Raw genomic sequence first — 14,678 nt, 5'->3', positions numbered from 1 at the left:
TTATACAACATCTGCTCCGCATCGTACAAAGAAAACGCCCCGTACTGCTTGCGGGACGCCTCGTAGAAGGTCTTGTTTACAAATAGGGGAGCAGGATGTGGAAGGTCGTGCCATATCCTTTGGTGGAAACGCGAATCTGTCCACCGATATCGTGAATGATCTTTTGGCAAACAGACAGGCCCAGGCCGGTCCCCTCTTCTTTTGTGGTAAAGAAAGGGTCGAATATTTTGTCAATAATGTACAACGGTATTCCCGGTCCGGAATCTCTGATATCAATGCTGACCTTGTCGCCGTCTGGATCGATGTGGTGGGAGATGTTCAAGGTCCCCTGTTCTCCCATGGCCTCAATCCCGTTTTTGCAAATATTGATGAAAACCTGTTTCAATAGTTCGGTATCCCCCACGACAAGCGGCAATTTGCCTCGGGACGAAAACTGGACTTCAACGCCGTAGAGCAAAGCCTGCGATTCCACGATCGGCAGGATTTCCTCAAAAACGGTATTCAAATCGACGATCGCGTACTGCACATCACGGGGCTTGCTCAGCAGTAAAAACTCGCTGACAAGAGAGTTGATCCGGTTGATCTCCGTCAACATGATTTCGGTATAGGTTCGTTCGCGATCCATCCCGTTTTCGCTAAACGATTGCAAAAACATTTGCAAAAAACCTTTTATGGACGTGAGCGGATTGCGGATTTCGTGTGCGGTGCCGGCAGCGATCTGCCCGATCATGGCCAGCCTTTCGTTCCGCTCTATTTTTTGCTCGAAGGAGCGCAGATTTGTTATATCTTTAAAGAGAAAGAAAGCCCCTACGGTTTTTCCCGATTCATCCTGAAGCGTGTTGGCGTCGACAATGAGTTCGTAGCGTTGGTTGTCATTGCTCCATGACGTCGCCATGTTGTAGAGCTTGACACCGTCCAACAGCTCGCGCCTGATGAGTCGATGGTCCTCCGGTATCCCGGCGAAGATTTGGTCTACGTGCTTATTGATGACCTCCATGCGGTTTTTTCCCAGCAGTTTGCAAGCCATTTGACTCGCTTCTACGATACGTCCTTGCTCATCCAGCACAAACAAACCCAGGCTGCTGTCATTCGTAAGTTTGTCAATCAGCCTCTGGGAGAGCGTGTTCTCCGTTTCTTTGCCCAGCTCAAACAAGTGGACCACATAAGACGGATGTTCTCCGGGCTGCATCATAATTATCGCTGGCGTTTTGCCAGTTCTGCCCTGACTGTCCTGCCAGAGCACATCCAGCGTTTGGTCAGCTTCCTGGCCCATTAGTTCCAAATACAACTGCTCTATCGTACCGTCGTACGGCAAAAGAAGGTGAAAGGGCTTGTTGATCAGCTCTTCGTATCGATAGCCTGTGACACGCAACAGCTGTTCATTCACCTCTACGATACATCCCGCTTGATCTACCAGGAAAATAGCAGTTGGCAACTGTTGGACAAACTGTTGCAATCTTTTGGACGAGCCGACGAGATGTAACGACATTGATTCTCCCACAGCTTGTCCCCCCTGACCTTAGCATTTTTCAAGCGTCTGCCGTTCACATACAATTTCGTCAAAAAAATGGGAATAACCTTCCGAAACAACCGATTTTTACCGGAAATGTTTTCGCTAGAGATCGCCAGAAAGCAACAAAAATTGTCATGAACGGCTCATGGCAGTCTATGGCTAAATAAAAAACGGTACGATCCGCTCAGGAACATACCGTCTGTTCTTCATTATTTATATTATATACCGTGCACCTATCGTCGATCGTCCCCATCCAAGCGTTACTTATGACTACAGCTCAGAACAGGCTACCCTGCGGCACACGCGATGATCCACTTATGGCTGCTTCCTTCCGGACCTGACCAGGTTCATGGGTTCACGTTGCACAGGACCCGCTCCTCAACACCGCCATCATAAGGCAGCCTCACATGAGAAGACCTCTGATAGGAATTCAACCCTGCTATTGCGGATTGCAGGTTACAGGGCACCGCAACCTCCCCGTCTAGCACGGTAGCATAAGCATACCAAAGATAAGGTGTAATCGCAAGGCGTAAAGCCAACCAAAAGAGGGAATCTCCCCCTCAGGCTTGTGCAGCTGCCGGCAGATCGCTTTGGTTGGTGTAGGATGGAAGCTTGTTTCTATGGAAACAACCTGCTTTGTAAGCCTTGCTGAACACCTGAACGATTTCCGGATCAAACTGGGTGCTGGCGCAGCGGAGGATCTCGGCATGAGCTTCCTCCATGGAAAGCGCTTTTCGGTAAGAACGAGTTGAAGTCATCGCATCAAAGGTATCGGCAACTGCCAAAATTCTCCCCATCAGCGGGATATCCTTTTCCGCCAGCCTGTCCGGGTACCCCCTGCCGTCCCACCTCTCATGATGATGGCGGACACCAGGGCTCACGTGGGCAAGACTTACGATTTGATTGACGATATTCGCGCCGATCGAGGCATGCAGCTTGATCAATTCATACTCCTCGTCCGTCAGCTTTCCGTCTTTGAGCAGGACGCGATCAGGTATCGCCACCTTGCCAATATCGTGCATCAACCCTGCAAAACGAAGGTCATCACGGGAAAATTCCGCTTTTTTTCGTTCGTCCATATGATCGTAGATAATCAGCGCATATTCCGTGACGCGTTCACTGTGCCCCGCGGTATATGGGTCCTTCATTTCAACGGCCAGATAGAAGCTCCGGACGATTTGATCGAGCCCTGTCTGCATGTAATCCCGCTCGCGTTGGATCAGCGTCTGAAGCTGTGAGGCCATTTGATTAAATTTATCCTCAAGCTGAGATATCTCCTGCAGCCCGTGTTTTTTTACCCGTATGGAGAAATCGCCCTGCTGCAAGGCTTCCGTCGCCTCGACCAGGGAACGGATCGGTCTGTTAATCCACTTGGCCACCCGCCGGGTAATGATCACCGCCAACAACACCACCAGAATCGTGACCACCCAAAAGATCTCTTTCAGCGGATTTAGCTGTTGGTCAATCGCACTGTTCGGAAGGAGCTCTACGTAGGTGTATCCCGATACAGGCGACATGTAGTGAAACAGGTGCATTTCTTCATTTCCATGAATGAACGAAATGACTTCTTTTCCGGTACCTTCCTGCAGCGCTTGGAGCACCGAAGAATATTCCTGACCCGTCCAGTCTTCCCTGTCGGTTCCGTCCTTGTCTCCAAAAAGCAGCATATTGCCTCTGGAAAAGATGAGCAGCGTCGTATTGGTCGGTCGGATATCTTTCTGCAGCCATTTGTTGATTTGTTTGGCATTCCACTCTATCGCCAGAACCCCAAAAAGCCTGCCCTGGTCATCCTTTATCAGACGGGAGGTCCACCAGCTCTCTCCTTCCCGACCGTCGCTCTTCATAATATGAAAATGGCCCTGCCCGTCCCTCAACGTATGATGGTAAACATCCCATCCTCGCGGGTCGCTTTCACTTCCCCCGTTTTTCGGCAGCAAGAAGAGGGAGGTCCCATCAATGCCGATCAGACAAATATTTCGCGAGTTTGCGTGTTTTTTCTGAATTTCGGTAAAAGCTTCAAGTACGGCCGCTGTCTCAGCAGTCGGAGTGGAGGGGGGATGGCCTCTGCCTGGAGGCATGATGAGCTTGCCGGAATTGATCGGGGCTGACAATTTTTCCGCCAGCTTGTCCAGTTCCCGTTGCCCTACCATCGAGTAGAGGGAAAGTTGGTCGTCAAGGCGGCGCATGTGTTCCCGGATGTTTGTCGAGTACTGTTCAAACAGCGCCTTTTTCGCCGCATGATAGTTGACCAGGCTGACGAGGATGATGGGGATCAGGCACAAAAACAGCAAGGCTGCAAATATTCGATCTTTTGCTTTAGAAAACATGAGCCTCCCCCTTCTCAGTCAGTTTTTTGGCTGCGACGACACTTTGGCAAAAGGATATCTCCTGTCCTCCAAGCATACGCTATGAAAAGGAGATGCCCGCTCTGTTTGACAAACTGAATCTGGTTTGCTGCCAATATTCGGTGACACTTCAATACCTTCCACCTTGGAGTGGACAATAAACCTGTTATTTGTTGATTGAACGGATTTTTTTGCCATCAAATTTTCCATACATAGACAAAAGGAAATATTCGTATTATCCTAGCAAAGTACAAACACACTGTAAGGAGTTACATACCTATGCGATACATTCTGCTTGTCTTTTTGGGCGCATGCAGCTATGGAATTTTGTCGACGATTGTCAAGCTGGCCTACGGACAAGGATATTCACCGGCGGAAGTAGTAGGCGGGCAGATCTTTTTTGGTTTCGTACTAACGTGGATACCGGCCCTCTTTGCCCTGCGCCATAAGCCGCCTCTCAAGCGTATTCTGCTGCTTTTGGCTGCTGGACTTCCGGTCGGCTCCACCGGTTTGCTCTACTACAACGCCTTGCAGCATATACCCGCTTCTATTGCGATTGTTCTGCTGTTTCAGTTTACCTGGATGGGCGTCTTGCTGGAGACCATCCTCACACGCAAAAAACCTTCTGCGCCCACCTTGTTTTCACTCGTTCTGCTGCTCGCGGGCACGCTTTTGGCCGGGGGTGTGCTGGACAAAGGAATCAGCGAATTTTCGCTCGTCGGTGTCATCTTTGGGCTTTTGGCTGCCGTTTCGTACACCTTGTTTATCTTTTTTAGCGGAAAAGCGGCTGCCGACGTGAATCCCTGGATTCGTACATCTTTTATGTCGACTGGCTCTATGCTGCTCATATTTCTTATCTACCCGCCAGCCTTTCTCACCAGCGGCGTGCTGTGGGAAGGCCTGTTTGGATATGTGTTTCTGCTCGCCTTGTTCGGCGTGTTTGTCCCGACTGTTTGCTTTACTTTCGGAGTCCCGCACACCGGTCCGGGGATGGCCGGAATCCTGGGAGCTGCGGAGCTGCCGACGGCCGTCTTTTCTTCCTACATCATCCTGCAGGAGTCTGTCAGCCTGCTGCAATGGCTTGGCGTGGTCGTCATCCTGCTCGGAATGGTGCTGCCTGAGTGGGCACGCCACCGCGGAAAAAGCAAAGCGCCCTCTCCCCTGTCTTGAGCAGGAAGAGGGCGCTTTTCGCATCTGCCTTAATGCGGCAAGAATGCAAGCTGATAAATAAACAGGATAGCAAAAATATAAACAAGGAGATGCACTTCTCTCCATTTCCCTTTCAACACCTTCATCAGCGGGTAGGAAATAAACCCGAGCGCGATCCCCGTCGCGATGCTGGAGGTGAGCGGCATGCTGACGATGACGAGAAAGGCGGGGAAAGACTCGTCCATCGCATCCCAATCGATATAGCGGACATTGCCCAGCATCATGGAGCCTACCACGACGAGCGCCGGAGAAGTAATCGCAGAAATCCCTGATACGGCACCCACCAGAGGGCCAAAAAACGCTGCGATTCCAAACAGGAGCGCCACCACTACCGCTGTGACTCCCGTGCGTCCTCCTGCCGCTACCCCTGAGGCCGACTCGATGTAGGCGGACGTCGGACTGGTTCCGAATACGGAGCCGATCAGTGTAGCAGCGGAATCCGCAACCAGCGCCCTCTCTGCCCGGGGAAGCTTGTTGTCCACCAGTAATCCCGCTTGCCTGCTCACTCCGAGCACAGTTCCAGTCGTATCAAACAAGGTAACCAGCAAAAAGGAGAAAACGACAGCGTACAATCCGTAGCTGGCCACATCAGAAAAAGCCTGAATCGGGCTTAAAACGATCAAACCATTCGGCAGTGAAGGAGTGGAAATGAGTCCTTTTTCAAAAGTTAGCTGCCCATTCAGGCAAGCCAGCAGTCCGGTGACCACCATTCCGAAAAAAAGCGCACCGTTCAGATTGAGCGATAAAAATACAAGCGTGACACCGAGCCCGATCAAGGCCAGGACAACTTGCGGAGAGTGAAGGTCGCCCAACGCGACCAGATTGGTCGGGTGATCAGTGACAAGCCCTGTTAAGCGCAGACCGATAAAAGTAATAAACAAACCGATCCCGGCCGTAATGGCGTATTTGAGATTATCGGGGATCACTTCGATCAGCTTGGAGCGAAGCGGCGTCAAAGACAACAGGACAAACACCACTCCGGCGACAAAGACAGCCGAAAAGGCGACAGTGTACGTCAGGGCGCCCTCCGCTTTCACAACCGAGTAGGCGAAATACGCATTAAGCCCCATAGCCGGCGCGATAGCGATCGGGTAATTGGCCCACAGGCCCATGATCAAGGTTCCCGCCACAGTGGCTATGATCGTTGCGGTGAAGCCCTGTTCAAACGGCAAACCGGCATCGGCCAAAATAAGCGGGTTTACCACCATAATGTAAGCCATCGTAAAAAAAGTCGTAAGACCTGCGATCACTTCCTGCTTCCAGGTCCACTTGCGCTGGTTGATCATGTGCAGAGCTGCTCCTGTATATCCGATTTTTCAAAGCTCCAGATAAAAACGGCAAAAATTGCGCTTTGTCTCCCTCCGATAAAGGATGGATACACGTATTTTGATCAAATGCGGTCCACTTCATCCGCCTTTTCCTTGTGGTCTGACAGCTCCGTCACGTAGATTCCCGCAAGCATGAGAGCCACCCCGATCACTACGACAGTGGTCAGCGGTTCTCCCCACAGGAGCCAGGAGAAAAGAAAGGCAAAAACCGCTTCCAAGGAGAGCAGGATGCTCACGTGAACCGGCGGAGAAAATTGTTGTGCCTTGATTTGAACGACATAGGCCAAAAGCGTCCCGATCAGGCAGTCAAACCAGAAAGCAAACCAGCCGTACCCGCTGAGCTGATGAGGAATCGGCTCGCTGACGGCAGCAATCGCCGTATCGATCACGCCCACAACCATCAGCTGAATCATCACAAAGGCAAGCGTATCGATGTCCTGGTGCTTTTCATAGGCTCGGTCGACCATCAGGATGTGCAGCGCAAAAAAGACGGCACAGAGGAACACGAGCAGATCGCCCGACGACAGCCCGGCCCATTCCCCTTCCCCCGACAAACAAAGCAGACCTGCGAAAGCGAGCAGAGAGCCTATGACTGCCCCCTTTTTTACCGGCAGCCTTCTCCACAGGAAATACAAAAATGGAACGAGAATCACATTGGTTCCTGTAATAACTCCGGCCTTGCCCGGTGTCGTCCTCTCGATCCCCAGGATTTGCAAGGTGTAGGCGGCACACAAGGCAATTCCGCAAACCGCTCCTTGTATCCACACCTCCCGGCTAACGGACCTCAGACGTTTCCAAACAAACGGCAACAGGATCAAAGCCGCGACGAGGAAGCGCGTTCCGGTGAAAACGAAGGGTGTCAGCTCCGTCAGCAGATCCTTGGACAGGATAAACGTATAGCCCCAGGCAAGAGCTATAAAAAGTAACGACAAGTCTGCCCAAAGAAGTTGTTTTTTTGTATGCACACTATCACGCCTCCCATAATCATCCATTATAAGTGAGAGATGAGAGAGCAAGCTTGCATTGCAAGAAAAAAAATACCTCCGCTTTGCAGCGGAGGGCGAAAAGACAATGGACATTTTATTTATACTAAAAATTATTCATTCAAGCTACCCATTGGACCAAAAAACTCGTAGTGGATGCGTTCATGCGGTACTCCCCATTCCTGCAGCGCGCGATAGACGGTTTTCATAAACGGAACGGGGCCGCAGAAATAAAAATCAGCCCGGTTATCGGGGAGCAGTGACTGCAGCAATGGCAGATCGACATGGCCTTCCTTGTCAAAGCCGCCGAGCTTGCGGTCTTCCTCAGTCGGCTCAGAGTAAAGAACATATGACCGTACATTTTCATGACGACGTGCAAGCTGAGTTACCTGCTCCTTCATCGCATGAGTCAGACTGTTGCGAGCCGCATGAATGAACATGACCGGCCTTTTCGGTTGACGCTGCGCTAGTGTTTGAAGCATGCTCACCAGCGGCGTAAGCCCAACGCCGCCACTTAACAGCACCACAGGCGTGTCGGCTTCCGTATCCAGAATGAAATCGCCGGCAGGTGCGCTGATTTGCAGGATATCGCCTTCCTGCACATGACTGTGAAGATAGCAGGAGACGATTCCAGCCGGTTTCTCCTCTCCTCCGTCTTCACGCTTGACGCTGATGCGGTAATATTCCTTGCCGGGACTGTCGGACAGGCTGTACTGGCGAATATGCGTATGAGTCTCACCGGGTACTGTCATTTTCACGCTGATGTACTGGCCAGGCTGGAAGGGAGGAAGCGGTCCGCCATCCTTTGGCTTCAGGTAGAAAGATGTTACGACAGCGCTCTCTTTCTCCTTTTTGACCACGACGAAATCGCGAAAATCTCTCCAGCCCCCCTCTGCTGCCTCGGCTTCCCGGTACATGCCTTCTTCCACGCTGATAAAGGCATCGGCGATGACACCATATGCTTCGGCCCAGGCATTGATGATTTCATCGGTCGCCGCATCGCCCAGGACATCCTTGATAGCGGCAAGCAGATTCTCCCCGACGATGGGATAATGCTCCGGCTTGATGCCCAGACTCCGATGCTTATGGGCGATTTGCTTCACTGCCGGCAGGATCGCTTCCAGATTGTCGATATGGGCAGCCGCCGCATAAACGGCATTGGCAAGGGCTGTTTGCTGACGGCCTTGCTTTTGATTGGCGTGATTGAATATGTTCAAAAGTTCGGGATGGCTTGCAAACATCATTTCGTAAAATCTGGTTGTAATGGCTTTGCCGTGCACCTCGAGGACAGGCACAGTCGATTTGATGATCGCAATGGTTTGTGGACTAAGCATGCTAGGCCCTCCTTCTTTCCTGAGGTCAATTTCTTTGACAACTCTCAGTATAAAGGGGGGCATTTTCCGCATCTGTGACTGGAATCACATCAAACGTGGAAGGTTTGTGAACGGCAGGGCGGGTCTTCGTTTCTATTGGACCGGCTGGGGCTCTTCTTTTTCCGGCCGCCAGTCGCGGACGTCGTTGTCCTCCAGAATGCCCAGCGTGACATCCGTAATGTCCGGGTCCTTCAACAGCTCGTCCCGCACCCGGAATTTGATATCGTCTGCATCCGCAAGCGTCAGACCTTTTACCAGCTCCAGATAAACCTCAACATGATAAAAGCGCCCTTCTTGCATAATTCTCATCCGATTGATATCCGTTACAGAAGGGTCCTGAAAAATAATGCGCGCCACCCGATCCTCCACCTCGCGAGGAGCGGCCACGCCGATCAAGCCCACCATATTGTCGTAGCCAACCTTAAACGCCACCAAGACCATCAGGATTCCGATCAGAATCGTCGCAATGCCGTCCAGTGCCTTCACAGGGGTCAACTGGGTGACGATGACCGCTAGCAACGCGAGCAAAGCCCCTGATGTCGCAACCAGATCTTCGTAAAACACCAGCCGGGTCGGAGGCGCCGCACGCCCAACATTTTGAAATGCGACTTTTATAACAGCCATTCCTTTTGCTTCCGTTCTCGTCTCTCGGGCGATTTCCTTCATCGCTTTCACCAGGATAAAGCCGTCTACGCCAACAGCCAGGAGCAATACGACAAGATTGAGTATAAAATGTCCGGCCTGTACGGGGTGGGCCAGCAGATGGAAGCCCTCCAGGATCGTCTCATACGCCATGATCGTAACCACAATTACAGCCACCATGCAAAAGATGTTGATGACCCGGCCAAACCCGGACGGAAATCGACGAGTTGGCTCCTTTTCCGCAAGCACACTTCCCGCATAGACAAATCCTTGGTTGACGGCATCGGCGACAGAATGCATGGCCGAAGCAAACATCGCCCCGCTGCCGCTCAAAGCAGCCGCGATGCCTTTTATGATCGCCAGGCCCGTGTTACCCAGTGCTGCCGCCGCAGAAGATTTATTACCTTTTTTCATCAATTGCCACAAGGTCAATTTCCCCAACGTTATCCCCCTCTTAACAAGCCCTTTCATGATTAAATGGATAAGCGAAACAAGTGATGTTCATGATAACGGATGTGACTGATTTTTCCAATCAATTTCTCCGTCTCAAGGTGGATCTCCTGTTCAAGCTTTTGGCTGTTACGAAAGCAGGTGCTGTTTCGTATTATAAGGACATAGACATTATTATTTCGTTATCTGGGAGGATCTATCATGGATCATAAGGGAGTAAAAGCTATCACGCACGCCAGCGCTTTTTTCGCACCTGTATTGGTGCCGCTGCTCGTCTGGCTGCTCATGGCCGATCGAGAGGTTAAGAATACAGCGCTTCAGGCATTGCTGTTTCACGTGATTATCGGGGTTCTGATTGCAATATCCTGGCCGTTTGTCTTCATCCTGATCGGCATTCCATTCTTTGTCGTTTTTGGCCTGATGGCGCTGTACTACCCGATCAAAGGTATTTTGTATTCGCTCGGCGGACGTCCTTTCTCCTATCCGATCATTGGCGCTTTGGTCGGGTAACGCAGGGCGAACGATAGCCTTCATTAAAAAAATTTGATTTTATGGATTGCCAAAAACATCCGTTTCGCATATGATTGCCTATATCAAAAGTTTTTGATGAAAGGAACGGACCATGAAAGAAATCAGCACAGTTTCTGAAACAGCTCCGTCGGACACAGCATCTACAGAACCAGCTTTTGATCTCTTTGAAAGTAAATTCAAGGCTTTGGCAGATAAAAAACGACTGCAGATCATGCACGAGCTGACCAAGCACGGCCGGGTCTGCGTTTGCGACCTGGCGGAAGTGCTGGAGATGGCGCAGTCAAAGCTTTCCTATCACCTGAAAATTTTGCTCGATGCCGGGTTGATCCAGAAGGAAAGCGACGGCGTCTGGAACTACTATTGGCTGAATCACGCAGAGGTCAACCGCTTGTTATCCGAAGAGCTGTGCTGTGTATTTCGCTGCAGCAGCGATTGCTGCTGATTTCTTTTTCGTCTATTCATCAATTTTTTTTGATATATCCATCAAATATTTTTGATATAGGAGGTTGTTTTCATGAAACATGCACATGTCGGAATCAATTGCACACGGCTTGATCAATCGGTTGACTTTTATACCCGTCTTTTCGGTGTTGACCCGGTCAAGACAAAGGACGACTACGCCAAGTTTCTGGTCGAGGCTGTCCGCCTGAATTTTACACTCAATGCCCGGTCCAAGGTAGGCGGCAATCAGGTCAACCATTTCGGCTTTCAAGTGGACAGCGCGAGGGAAGTGGCCGAACATCGCGAGCGCCTGCAAGCAGCCGGACTCACCATCGAAAAGGAAGAGGTCGATACCACCTGCTGTTATGCGGTACAGGACAAATTTTGGGTAGTAGACCCCGACGGCAATGAGTGGGAGTTCTTTTATACAAAAGAGGACGCCGATGTTCATTCCAAAGATGCGACTGTTTGCTGCAATCAAAAATAAACAAGGGAGACGAGATAGGATGGACAATATTTATGTAGCGGAGATGCAGGTTATGGAAAGGCAGCGGGAGCTTGATTTCATTTCTCGGCATGCATTGAAGTATCTCAAGCAGAAATCTATCAGGCGGATTGCCGTTTCTGCGCTTTGGCAAAAGGCGCGTTTACTTGCGGGAAAAAGCGGCGCCACTATCGCTTCGGCACCGCAAACCTGCTGTTGTTCCTGCGCTTGATGCTCCCTGTAGCCAGTCCCAGTTTCCCTTACCAATCCCACTTTCCTTTTTGAATGCCCAGTTTTTCTTGCAGCCAGGCGGAAAGCGTTATTTGAATCGGCTGCAAGGACTGCTCGGTACAGGCTGACTCTGGGCTGTAGGAATGCGTCCGAGCCTCTCCAAGCGTAGATTCGGCGATATGATTGGTCTTTTGCGCCTGTTCGTAGCATGGCGGAGAGATATAGGTGCGATGAGTATGCTCCAGGATCATTCGGGTATCGTCGGGAGGGGCTGCTGTTATTTTGGTAAAATTGGCTGCCAGGACAACCGCGGCCAGTGCTGCTGCCCCTCCGAACAGGAAACGGAAGAAAATCCTTTTGTTATTCATCATGCTGCTCATTCTCACGCTTTCTGATTGTAATTTTTACTGGCGAGGCAGACCTGTCCTCTTCGCCATCGGAAGGCTTTCGGCTAACCAGACTGGCGAAGGCCCCCTGCAAGCCGGATGTTCCGTACTGGGCGCGGTACTCCTCAATCGTTCCCGTACTGACCATCTTTCCGTCCATCAGAAAAATGGCCCGGTCGGCCGCTTCCTCAGCCACCTGCAGCTGATGCGTCGAGAAGATGACGGCTTGCCCTGCCTGTTTCACTTCCTTGACCAGACTGACAAACGTATCCATCCAATACGGGTCCAAACCGTTTGTAGGCTCGTCCAAAACAACCAATGCAGGTTTGTCCAGAATAGCTTGAGCAAAGAGCAGTCTCTGCTGCATCCCTTTGGAAAACACCGAGACCCGTTTGTTGCGGGCTTCCTCCAGACCGACAGCTCTTAGCGCGGCCTCTGCCTCTTGTGCAGTACGCCCCTTGAGGGAGGCAAAAAAACGGATTGTCTCGCTGGCGGTCAAGCCCGCACCAAAGTTGAAGTGATCAGGCATGTAGCCGATTTGCCGCAAATAATACTCGCGGTCAAGCTTCCGGTCCAGTCTATTCAGCTCAATGGTGCCAGAGGTCGGCTGGGTTAGTCCCGCAATCATTCGCAAAATCGTGCTTTTTCCTGCCCCGTTGCCGCCGCAAAGCGCAACGACCTGCCCTGGCCTGATGGTAAGATCAAACGGGTGGACAATCGTTTTTCCCTTTATTTTTTTCGTCACTTGCACCATTTCCAACCCGATATTAATCACGGTATCTCCCTCTTTCCCAGATGAATGTGGCAATCCCCATCGTACAGACAATCCACCCGATACTGAGAGCGATAAACCCGACAATGCCAAACGGAGACTGCATCCAGGTGACCCAGTTATAATATTCCGGACCAAAGATGGAGCCGCCCCCCATTCTGACTACCGAGAAAATCCGTACAAACTCGGCCGGATTGAGGCAGGTGGCGATTTGCAGGATTGGCTTGATCCATGTATAAGGCAAAAAGCTTACTACCGAGATGAGTATCGTCGGCCATGCGAGAATAAAGAAGAACCAGATGCTCACCCCGAACGTGAGCGCCTGCCAGCGGTTTTTGCTCAATGTACCGACGACGATCGCGATTCCCAAAAACAGCAAAACAATGCAAACGGAGAAGAACAGGAAAAAAAGCAGGGCGGAAAGTGTAAAGCCAGTCCCTAAAAACGACCCGAGCAGCCCGGATACGCCGTAACCGAAGCAGACGATCGAAACGAGCACCACCGCCAATCCAAAATACTTGCCCCATAAAAAAGCGGGCGTGGTGATCGCGTATGTAGAAAGCAGCTGCCAGCTCCCCTCCTCCTTTTCTGCGGTAAGAGAAAAGGAGGCGAGCAGCATCGTCATCAGGGGAAGGAGGTACAGAATCAGGTTCAGCATAGTCCCTGTCGTGTACGTGTACCCTTCCATAAACGATTGGGATTGGATGATCAGCAAGGCTAGGCTGAACAGAGAAAAAAGAGCCATAAAGGAATATGCCCACGGATTGCGAAAACCGATCTTGATCTCCCGTTTGGCGATTTTATCGATGTGCACTTCTGCCACTTCCCCTGATCAATTGTGTTTGCCTTGCGTTTCGGCGCTTGGCGTGTGCGAGCCATTTGCGTCCGCATTCGCGCCGTGGGTACCGGATTGGCCGTCACCATTGTGGCCTCCCCCATGCTCTTCCTTATGCTTCTTCATACTGGATTCCCAGCTGTGGCTGCTCAAATCTTGCGCACTCATCACTTTGCCTGTTTGCTGCTCCTGTACGAATACCTCTGCAGCCGTTTTCTCTTTGAAGGAGTACACGCCATAGCCCATCGGCGTTTTATAGCTCTCGTCATAAGCGTAGCTGGCCTGATCGGATTTCACCCATTCCTTGGAAAGGTAGTCGCGAACAAATTGGACATCCACTTGCTCTGTTCCGTTTTCATTCGTCCAGCGGTACATGCAGCCGATGTCATCAAATTTCAAAGCTTTTCCGTCCTTGAGCACAATTTCGGTCGCGTGCTGGTTATTGGCGACCTCCATATGGCAAATATCGCACTTGTCCACGCCCTCCACAATCTCTACCGGCTGTGCCTCCTCTTTGCCACAGCCCATCATCAGTACAGAAGCTACCATCATCGCGCCTGCTGCAATTGTCCATTTCTTCATTTTTGTCTCACTCCCATATAGATTCCCAAACTCGTCAGCGCCAGTAAGCATGCACTGATACTCATCACCCAGGTACGCTCCTCGGGTTGCTCCTCGGTCTGCTCTGCGGGCAGAATCCCGTCGGTAGCCACCAGTACCGTTTTAGCAGGTGCCATCAGTGGACGAGGATCCCGGATGGCCGTACCTGTACCGGATGTAAACAATCCTTCTAAAAAGACAAACCCTGGCGCTTGAAAAAACAGCTGATACGGCGGGACAGCTCCCGTCAACGCAAGAAAAAACGGGTTCATCTCGTACGGGATATCACTGTGTTGATCCCCATCAAGGTCAATTCCCTGCATCGTATCCCAGTAGTTCCCCTCCAAAAGATTCTCTTTGCTTGCCTGCGCCTGACCCTGAATGACATTGGAGATGAACTGGTTGGCTGTTACCTCGTTGTAGGCCGCCTCTTTTAGCTGCATGCCGATAAAGTTTTTCTCAAGCTGATTTCCCTTAAAAAGATTTTCGCTGGATTGTTCCATGAACAGTCCGACGCGATTTCCCTCGATCAAGTTGTTCTCGATTTGTGACTGG

Annotated in this window: 16 protein-coding genes and 1 other RNA gene (1 of these 17 only partly in view); 5 read left to right on the top strand and 12 right to left on the bottom strand. The window is 51.1% G+C overall.

Annotation, left to right across the window (positions count from 1 at the left end; genetic code table 11):
• Positions 1–76: 76 nt before the first annotated feature.
• From NST37_RS00635 to NST37_RS00625, 3 genes are all read right to left on the bottom strand, one after another.
• On the bottom strand, positions 77–1,489 hold the full coding sequence (locus tag NST37_RS00635) for an ATP-binding protein (RefSeq protein WP_031933409.1): 1,413 nt from the start codon (positions 1,487–1,489) through the stop codon (positions 77–79).
• A 249-nt stretch (positions 1,490–1,738) separates the two neighbouring features.
• An RNA gene (gene ffs, locus NST37_RS00630) (signal recognition particle sRNA large type) lies at positions 1,739–2,003 on the bottom strand.
• Positions 2,004–2,073: 70 nt separating this feature from the next.
• Positions 2,074–3,840 (bottom strand): HD domain-containing phosphohydrolase, encoded by a 1,767-nt coding sequence (locus NST37_RS00625; protein WP_243014917.1) that lies wholly within the window; start codon positions 3,838–3,840, stop codon positions 2,074–2,076.
• Between the two features lie 297 nt (positions 3,841–4,137).
• Here NST37_RS00625 and NST37_RS00620 point away from each other — a divergent pair, with 297 nt between their 5' ends.
• Positions 4,138–5,028 (top strand): DMT family transporter, encoded by an 891-nt coding sequence (locus NST37_RS00620; RefSeq protein ID WP_003390187.1) that lies wholly within the window; start codon positions 4,138–4,140, stop codon positions 5,026–5,028.
• A 29-nt stretch (positions 5,029–5,057) separates the two neighbouring features.
• Here NST37_RS00620 and NST37_RS00615 read toward each other — a convergent pair whose 3' ends face one another.
• The 4 genes from NST37_RS00615 to NST37_RS00600 form a co-directional block, all read right to left on the bottom strand.
• Positions 5,058–6,353 (bottom strand): NCS2 family permease, encoded by a 1,296-nt coding sequence (locus tag NST37_RS00615; RefSeq protein WP_003390186.1) that lies wholly within the window; start codon positions 6,351–6,353, stop codon positions 5,058–5,060.
• A gap of 104 nt (positions 6,354–6,457) precedes the next feature.
• Positions 6,458–7,360, bottom strand: coding sequence for a DMT family transporter (locus tag NST37_RS00610; RefSeq protein ID WP_003390185.1), 903 nt, complete (start codon positions 7,358–7,360; stop codon positions 6,458–6,460).
• Between the two features lie 131 nt (positions 7,361–7,491).
• Positions 7,492–8,712 (bottom strand): NO-inducible flavohemoprotein, encoded by a 1,221-nt coding sequence (gene hmpA, locus NST37_RS00605; protein ID WP_031933407.1) that lies wholly within the window; start codon positions 8,710–8,712, stop codon positions 7,492–7,494.
• Positions 8,713–8,844: 132 nt separating this feature from the next.
• Positions 8,845–9,807 (bottom strand): cation diffusion facilitator family transporter, encoded by a 963-nt coding sequence (locus tag NST37_RS00600; RefSeq protein ID WP_085974964.1) that lies wholly within the window; start codon positions 9,805–9,807, stop codon positions 8,845–8,847.
• 237 nt (positions 9,808–10,044) lie between these two features.
• On the opposite strand from NST37_RS00600, the gene NST37_RS00595 reads away from it, so the two are divergent.
• From NST37_RS00595 to NST37_RS00580, 4 genes are all read left to right on the top strand, one after another.
• On the top strand, positions 10,045–10,353 hold the full coding sequence (locus tag NST37_RS00595; protein WP_003390180.1) for a DUF4870 domain-containing protein: 309 nt from the start codon (positions 10,045–10,047) through the stop codon (positions 10,351–10,353).
• 112 nt (positions 10,354–10,465) lie between these two features.
• A complete protein-coding gene (locus NST37_RS00590; RefSeq protein WP_003390179.1) occupies positions 10,466–10,816 on the top strand; it encodes a metalloregulator ArsR/SmtB family transcription factor in 351 nt (116 codons plus the stop codon).
• Between the two features lie 72 nt (positions 10,817–10,888).
• Positions 10,889–11,302: an ArsI/CadI family heavy metal resistance metalloenzyme gene (locus tag NST37_RS00585; protein ID WP_003390178.1), complete on the top strand. Its 414-nt coding sequence runs from the start codon at positions 10,889–10,891 to the stop codon at positions 11,300–11,302.
• A 19-nt stretch (positions 11,303–11,321) separates the two neighbouring features.
• Positions 11,322–11,531 (top strand): hypothetical protein, encoded by a 210-nt coding sequence (locus tag NST37_RS00580; protein ID WP_003390177.1) that lies wholly within the window; start codon positions 11,322–11,324, stop codon positions 11,529–11,531.
• A 28-nt stretch (positions 11,532–11,559) separates the two neighbouring features.
• Here NST37_RS00580 and NST37_RS00575 read toward each other — a convergent pair whose 3' ends face one another.
• The 5 genes in view from NST37_RS00575 to NST37_RS00555 are tightly spaced (at most 18 nt apart) and all read right to left on the bottom strand, a layout consistent with a single transcriptional unit that may run on beyond the window.
• On the bottom strand, positions 11,560–11,901 hold the full coding sequence (locus NST37_RS00575) for a hypothetical protein (RefSeq protein WP_227278100.1): 342 nt from the start codon (positions 11,899–11,901) through the stop codon (positions 11,560–11,562).
• Positions 11,891–12,691 (bottom strand): ABC transporter ATP-binding protein, encoded by an 801-nt coding sequence (locus NST37_RS00570; protein WP_024982956.1) that lies wholly within the window; start codon positions 12,689–12,691, stop codon positions 11,891–11,893. Before NST37_RS00570 ends, NST37_RS00575 begins: the two co-directional genes overlap by 11 nt.
• Positions 12,684–13,502 (bottom strand): ABC transporter permease, encoded by an 819-nt coding sequence (locus NST37_RS00565; protein ID WP_003390174.1) that lies wholly within the window; start codon positions 13,500–13,502, stop codon positions 12,684–12,686. The genes NST37_RS00570 and NST37_RS00565 overlap by 8 nt, the downstream gene beginning before the upstream one ends.
• An 18-nt stretch (positions 13,503–13,520) precedes the next feature.
• Positions 13,521–14,105 (bottom strand): nitrous oxide reductase accessory protein NosL, encoded by a 585-nt coding sequence (locus NST37_RS00560; protein ID WP_024982955.1) that lies wholly within the window; start codon positions 14,103–14,105, stop codon positions 13,521–13,523.
• Positions 14,102–14,678, bottom strand: partial view of a NosD domain-containing protein gene (locus NST37_RS00555; RefSeq protein ID WP_003390172.1) — the 3' end only. 845 nt of this gene lie beyond the right edge of the window; 577 of the gene's 1,422 nt are visible here — the last part of the coding sequence; its start codon lies off the right edge, out of view; its stop codon occupies positions 14,102–14,104. The genes NST37_RS00560 and NST37_RS00555 overlap by 4 nt, the downstream gene beginning before the upstream one ends.

Origin of the sequence: Brevibacillus sp. FSL K6-6036 (genome assembly GCF_037964015.1) — a bacterium.
In the GTDB taxonomy this organism is placed as follows: Bacteria; Bacillota; Bacilli; order Brevibacillales; family Brevibacillaceae; genus Brevibacillus; species Brevibacillus borstelensis.
This window is presented reverse-complemented; position numbering and strand designations above follow the sequence as displayed.

What these genes read in the sequence shown, in the direction of transcription:
- NST37_RS00585 (WP_003390178.1), top strand. Translation starts at nt 10,889, where the DNA reads ATGAAACATGCACATGTCGGAATCAATTGCACACGGCTTGATCAATCG.
- NST37_RS00635 (WP_031933409.1), bottom strand. Translation starts at nt 1,489, where the DNA reads ATGTCGTTACATCTCGTCGGCTCGTCCAAAAGATTGCAACAGTTTGTC.
- NST37_RS00600 (WP_085974964.1), bottom strand. Translation starts at nt 9,807, where the DNA reads ATGAAAAAAGGTAATAAATCTTCTGCGGCGGCAGCACTGGGTAACACG.
- NST37_RS00615 (WP_003390186.1), bottom strand. Translation starts at nt 6,353, where the DNA reads ATGATCAACCAGCGCAAGTGGACCTGGAAGCAGGAAGTGATCGCAGGT.
- NST37_RS00595 (WP_003390180.1), top strand. Translation starts at nt 10,045, where the DNA reads ATGGATCATAAGGGAGTAAAAGCTATCACGCACGCCAGCGCTTTTTTC.
- NST37_RS00560 (WP_024982955.1), bottom strand. Translation starts at nt 14,105, where the DNA reads ATGAAGAAATGGACAATTGCAGCAGGCGCGATGATGGTAGCTTCTGTA.
- NST37_RS00580 (WP_003390177.1), top strand. Translation starts at nt 11,322, where the DNA reads ATGGACAATATTTATGTAGCGGAGATGCAGGTTATGGAAAGGCAGCGG.
- NST37_RS00590 (WP_003390179.1), top strand. Translation starts at nt 10,466, where the DNA reads ATGAAAGAAATCAGCACAGTTTCTGAAACAGCTCCGTCGGACACAGCA.
- NST37_RS00575 (WP_227278100.1), bottom strand. Translation starts at nt 11,901, where the DNA reads ATGATGAATAACAAAAGGATTTTCTTCCGTTTCCTGTTCGGAGGGGCA.
- NST37_RS00625 (WP_243014917.1), bottom strand. Translation starts at nt 3,840, where the DNA reads ATGTTTTCTAAAGCAAAAGATCGAATATTTGCAGCCTTGCTGTTTTTG.
- NST37_RS00620 (WP_003390187.1), top strand. Translation starts at nt 4,138, where the DNA reads ATGCGATACATTCTGCTTGTCTTTTTGGGCGCATGCAGCTATGGAATT.
- hmpA (WP_031933407.1), bottom strand. Translation starts at nt 8,712, where the DNA reads ATGCTTAGTCCACAAACCATTGCGATCATCAAATCGACTGTGCCTGTC.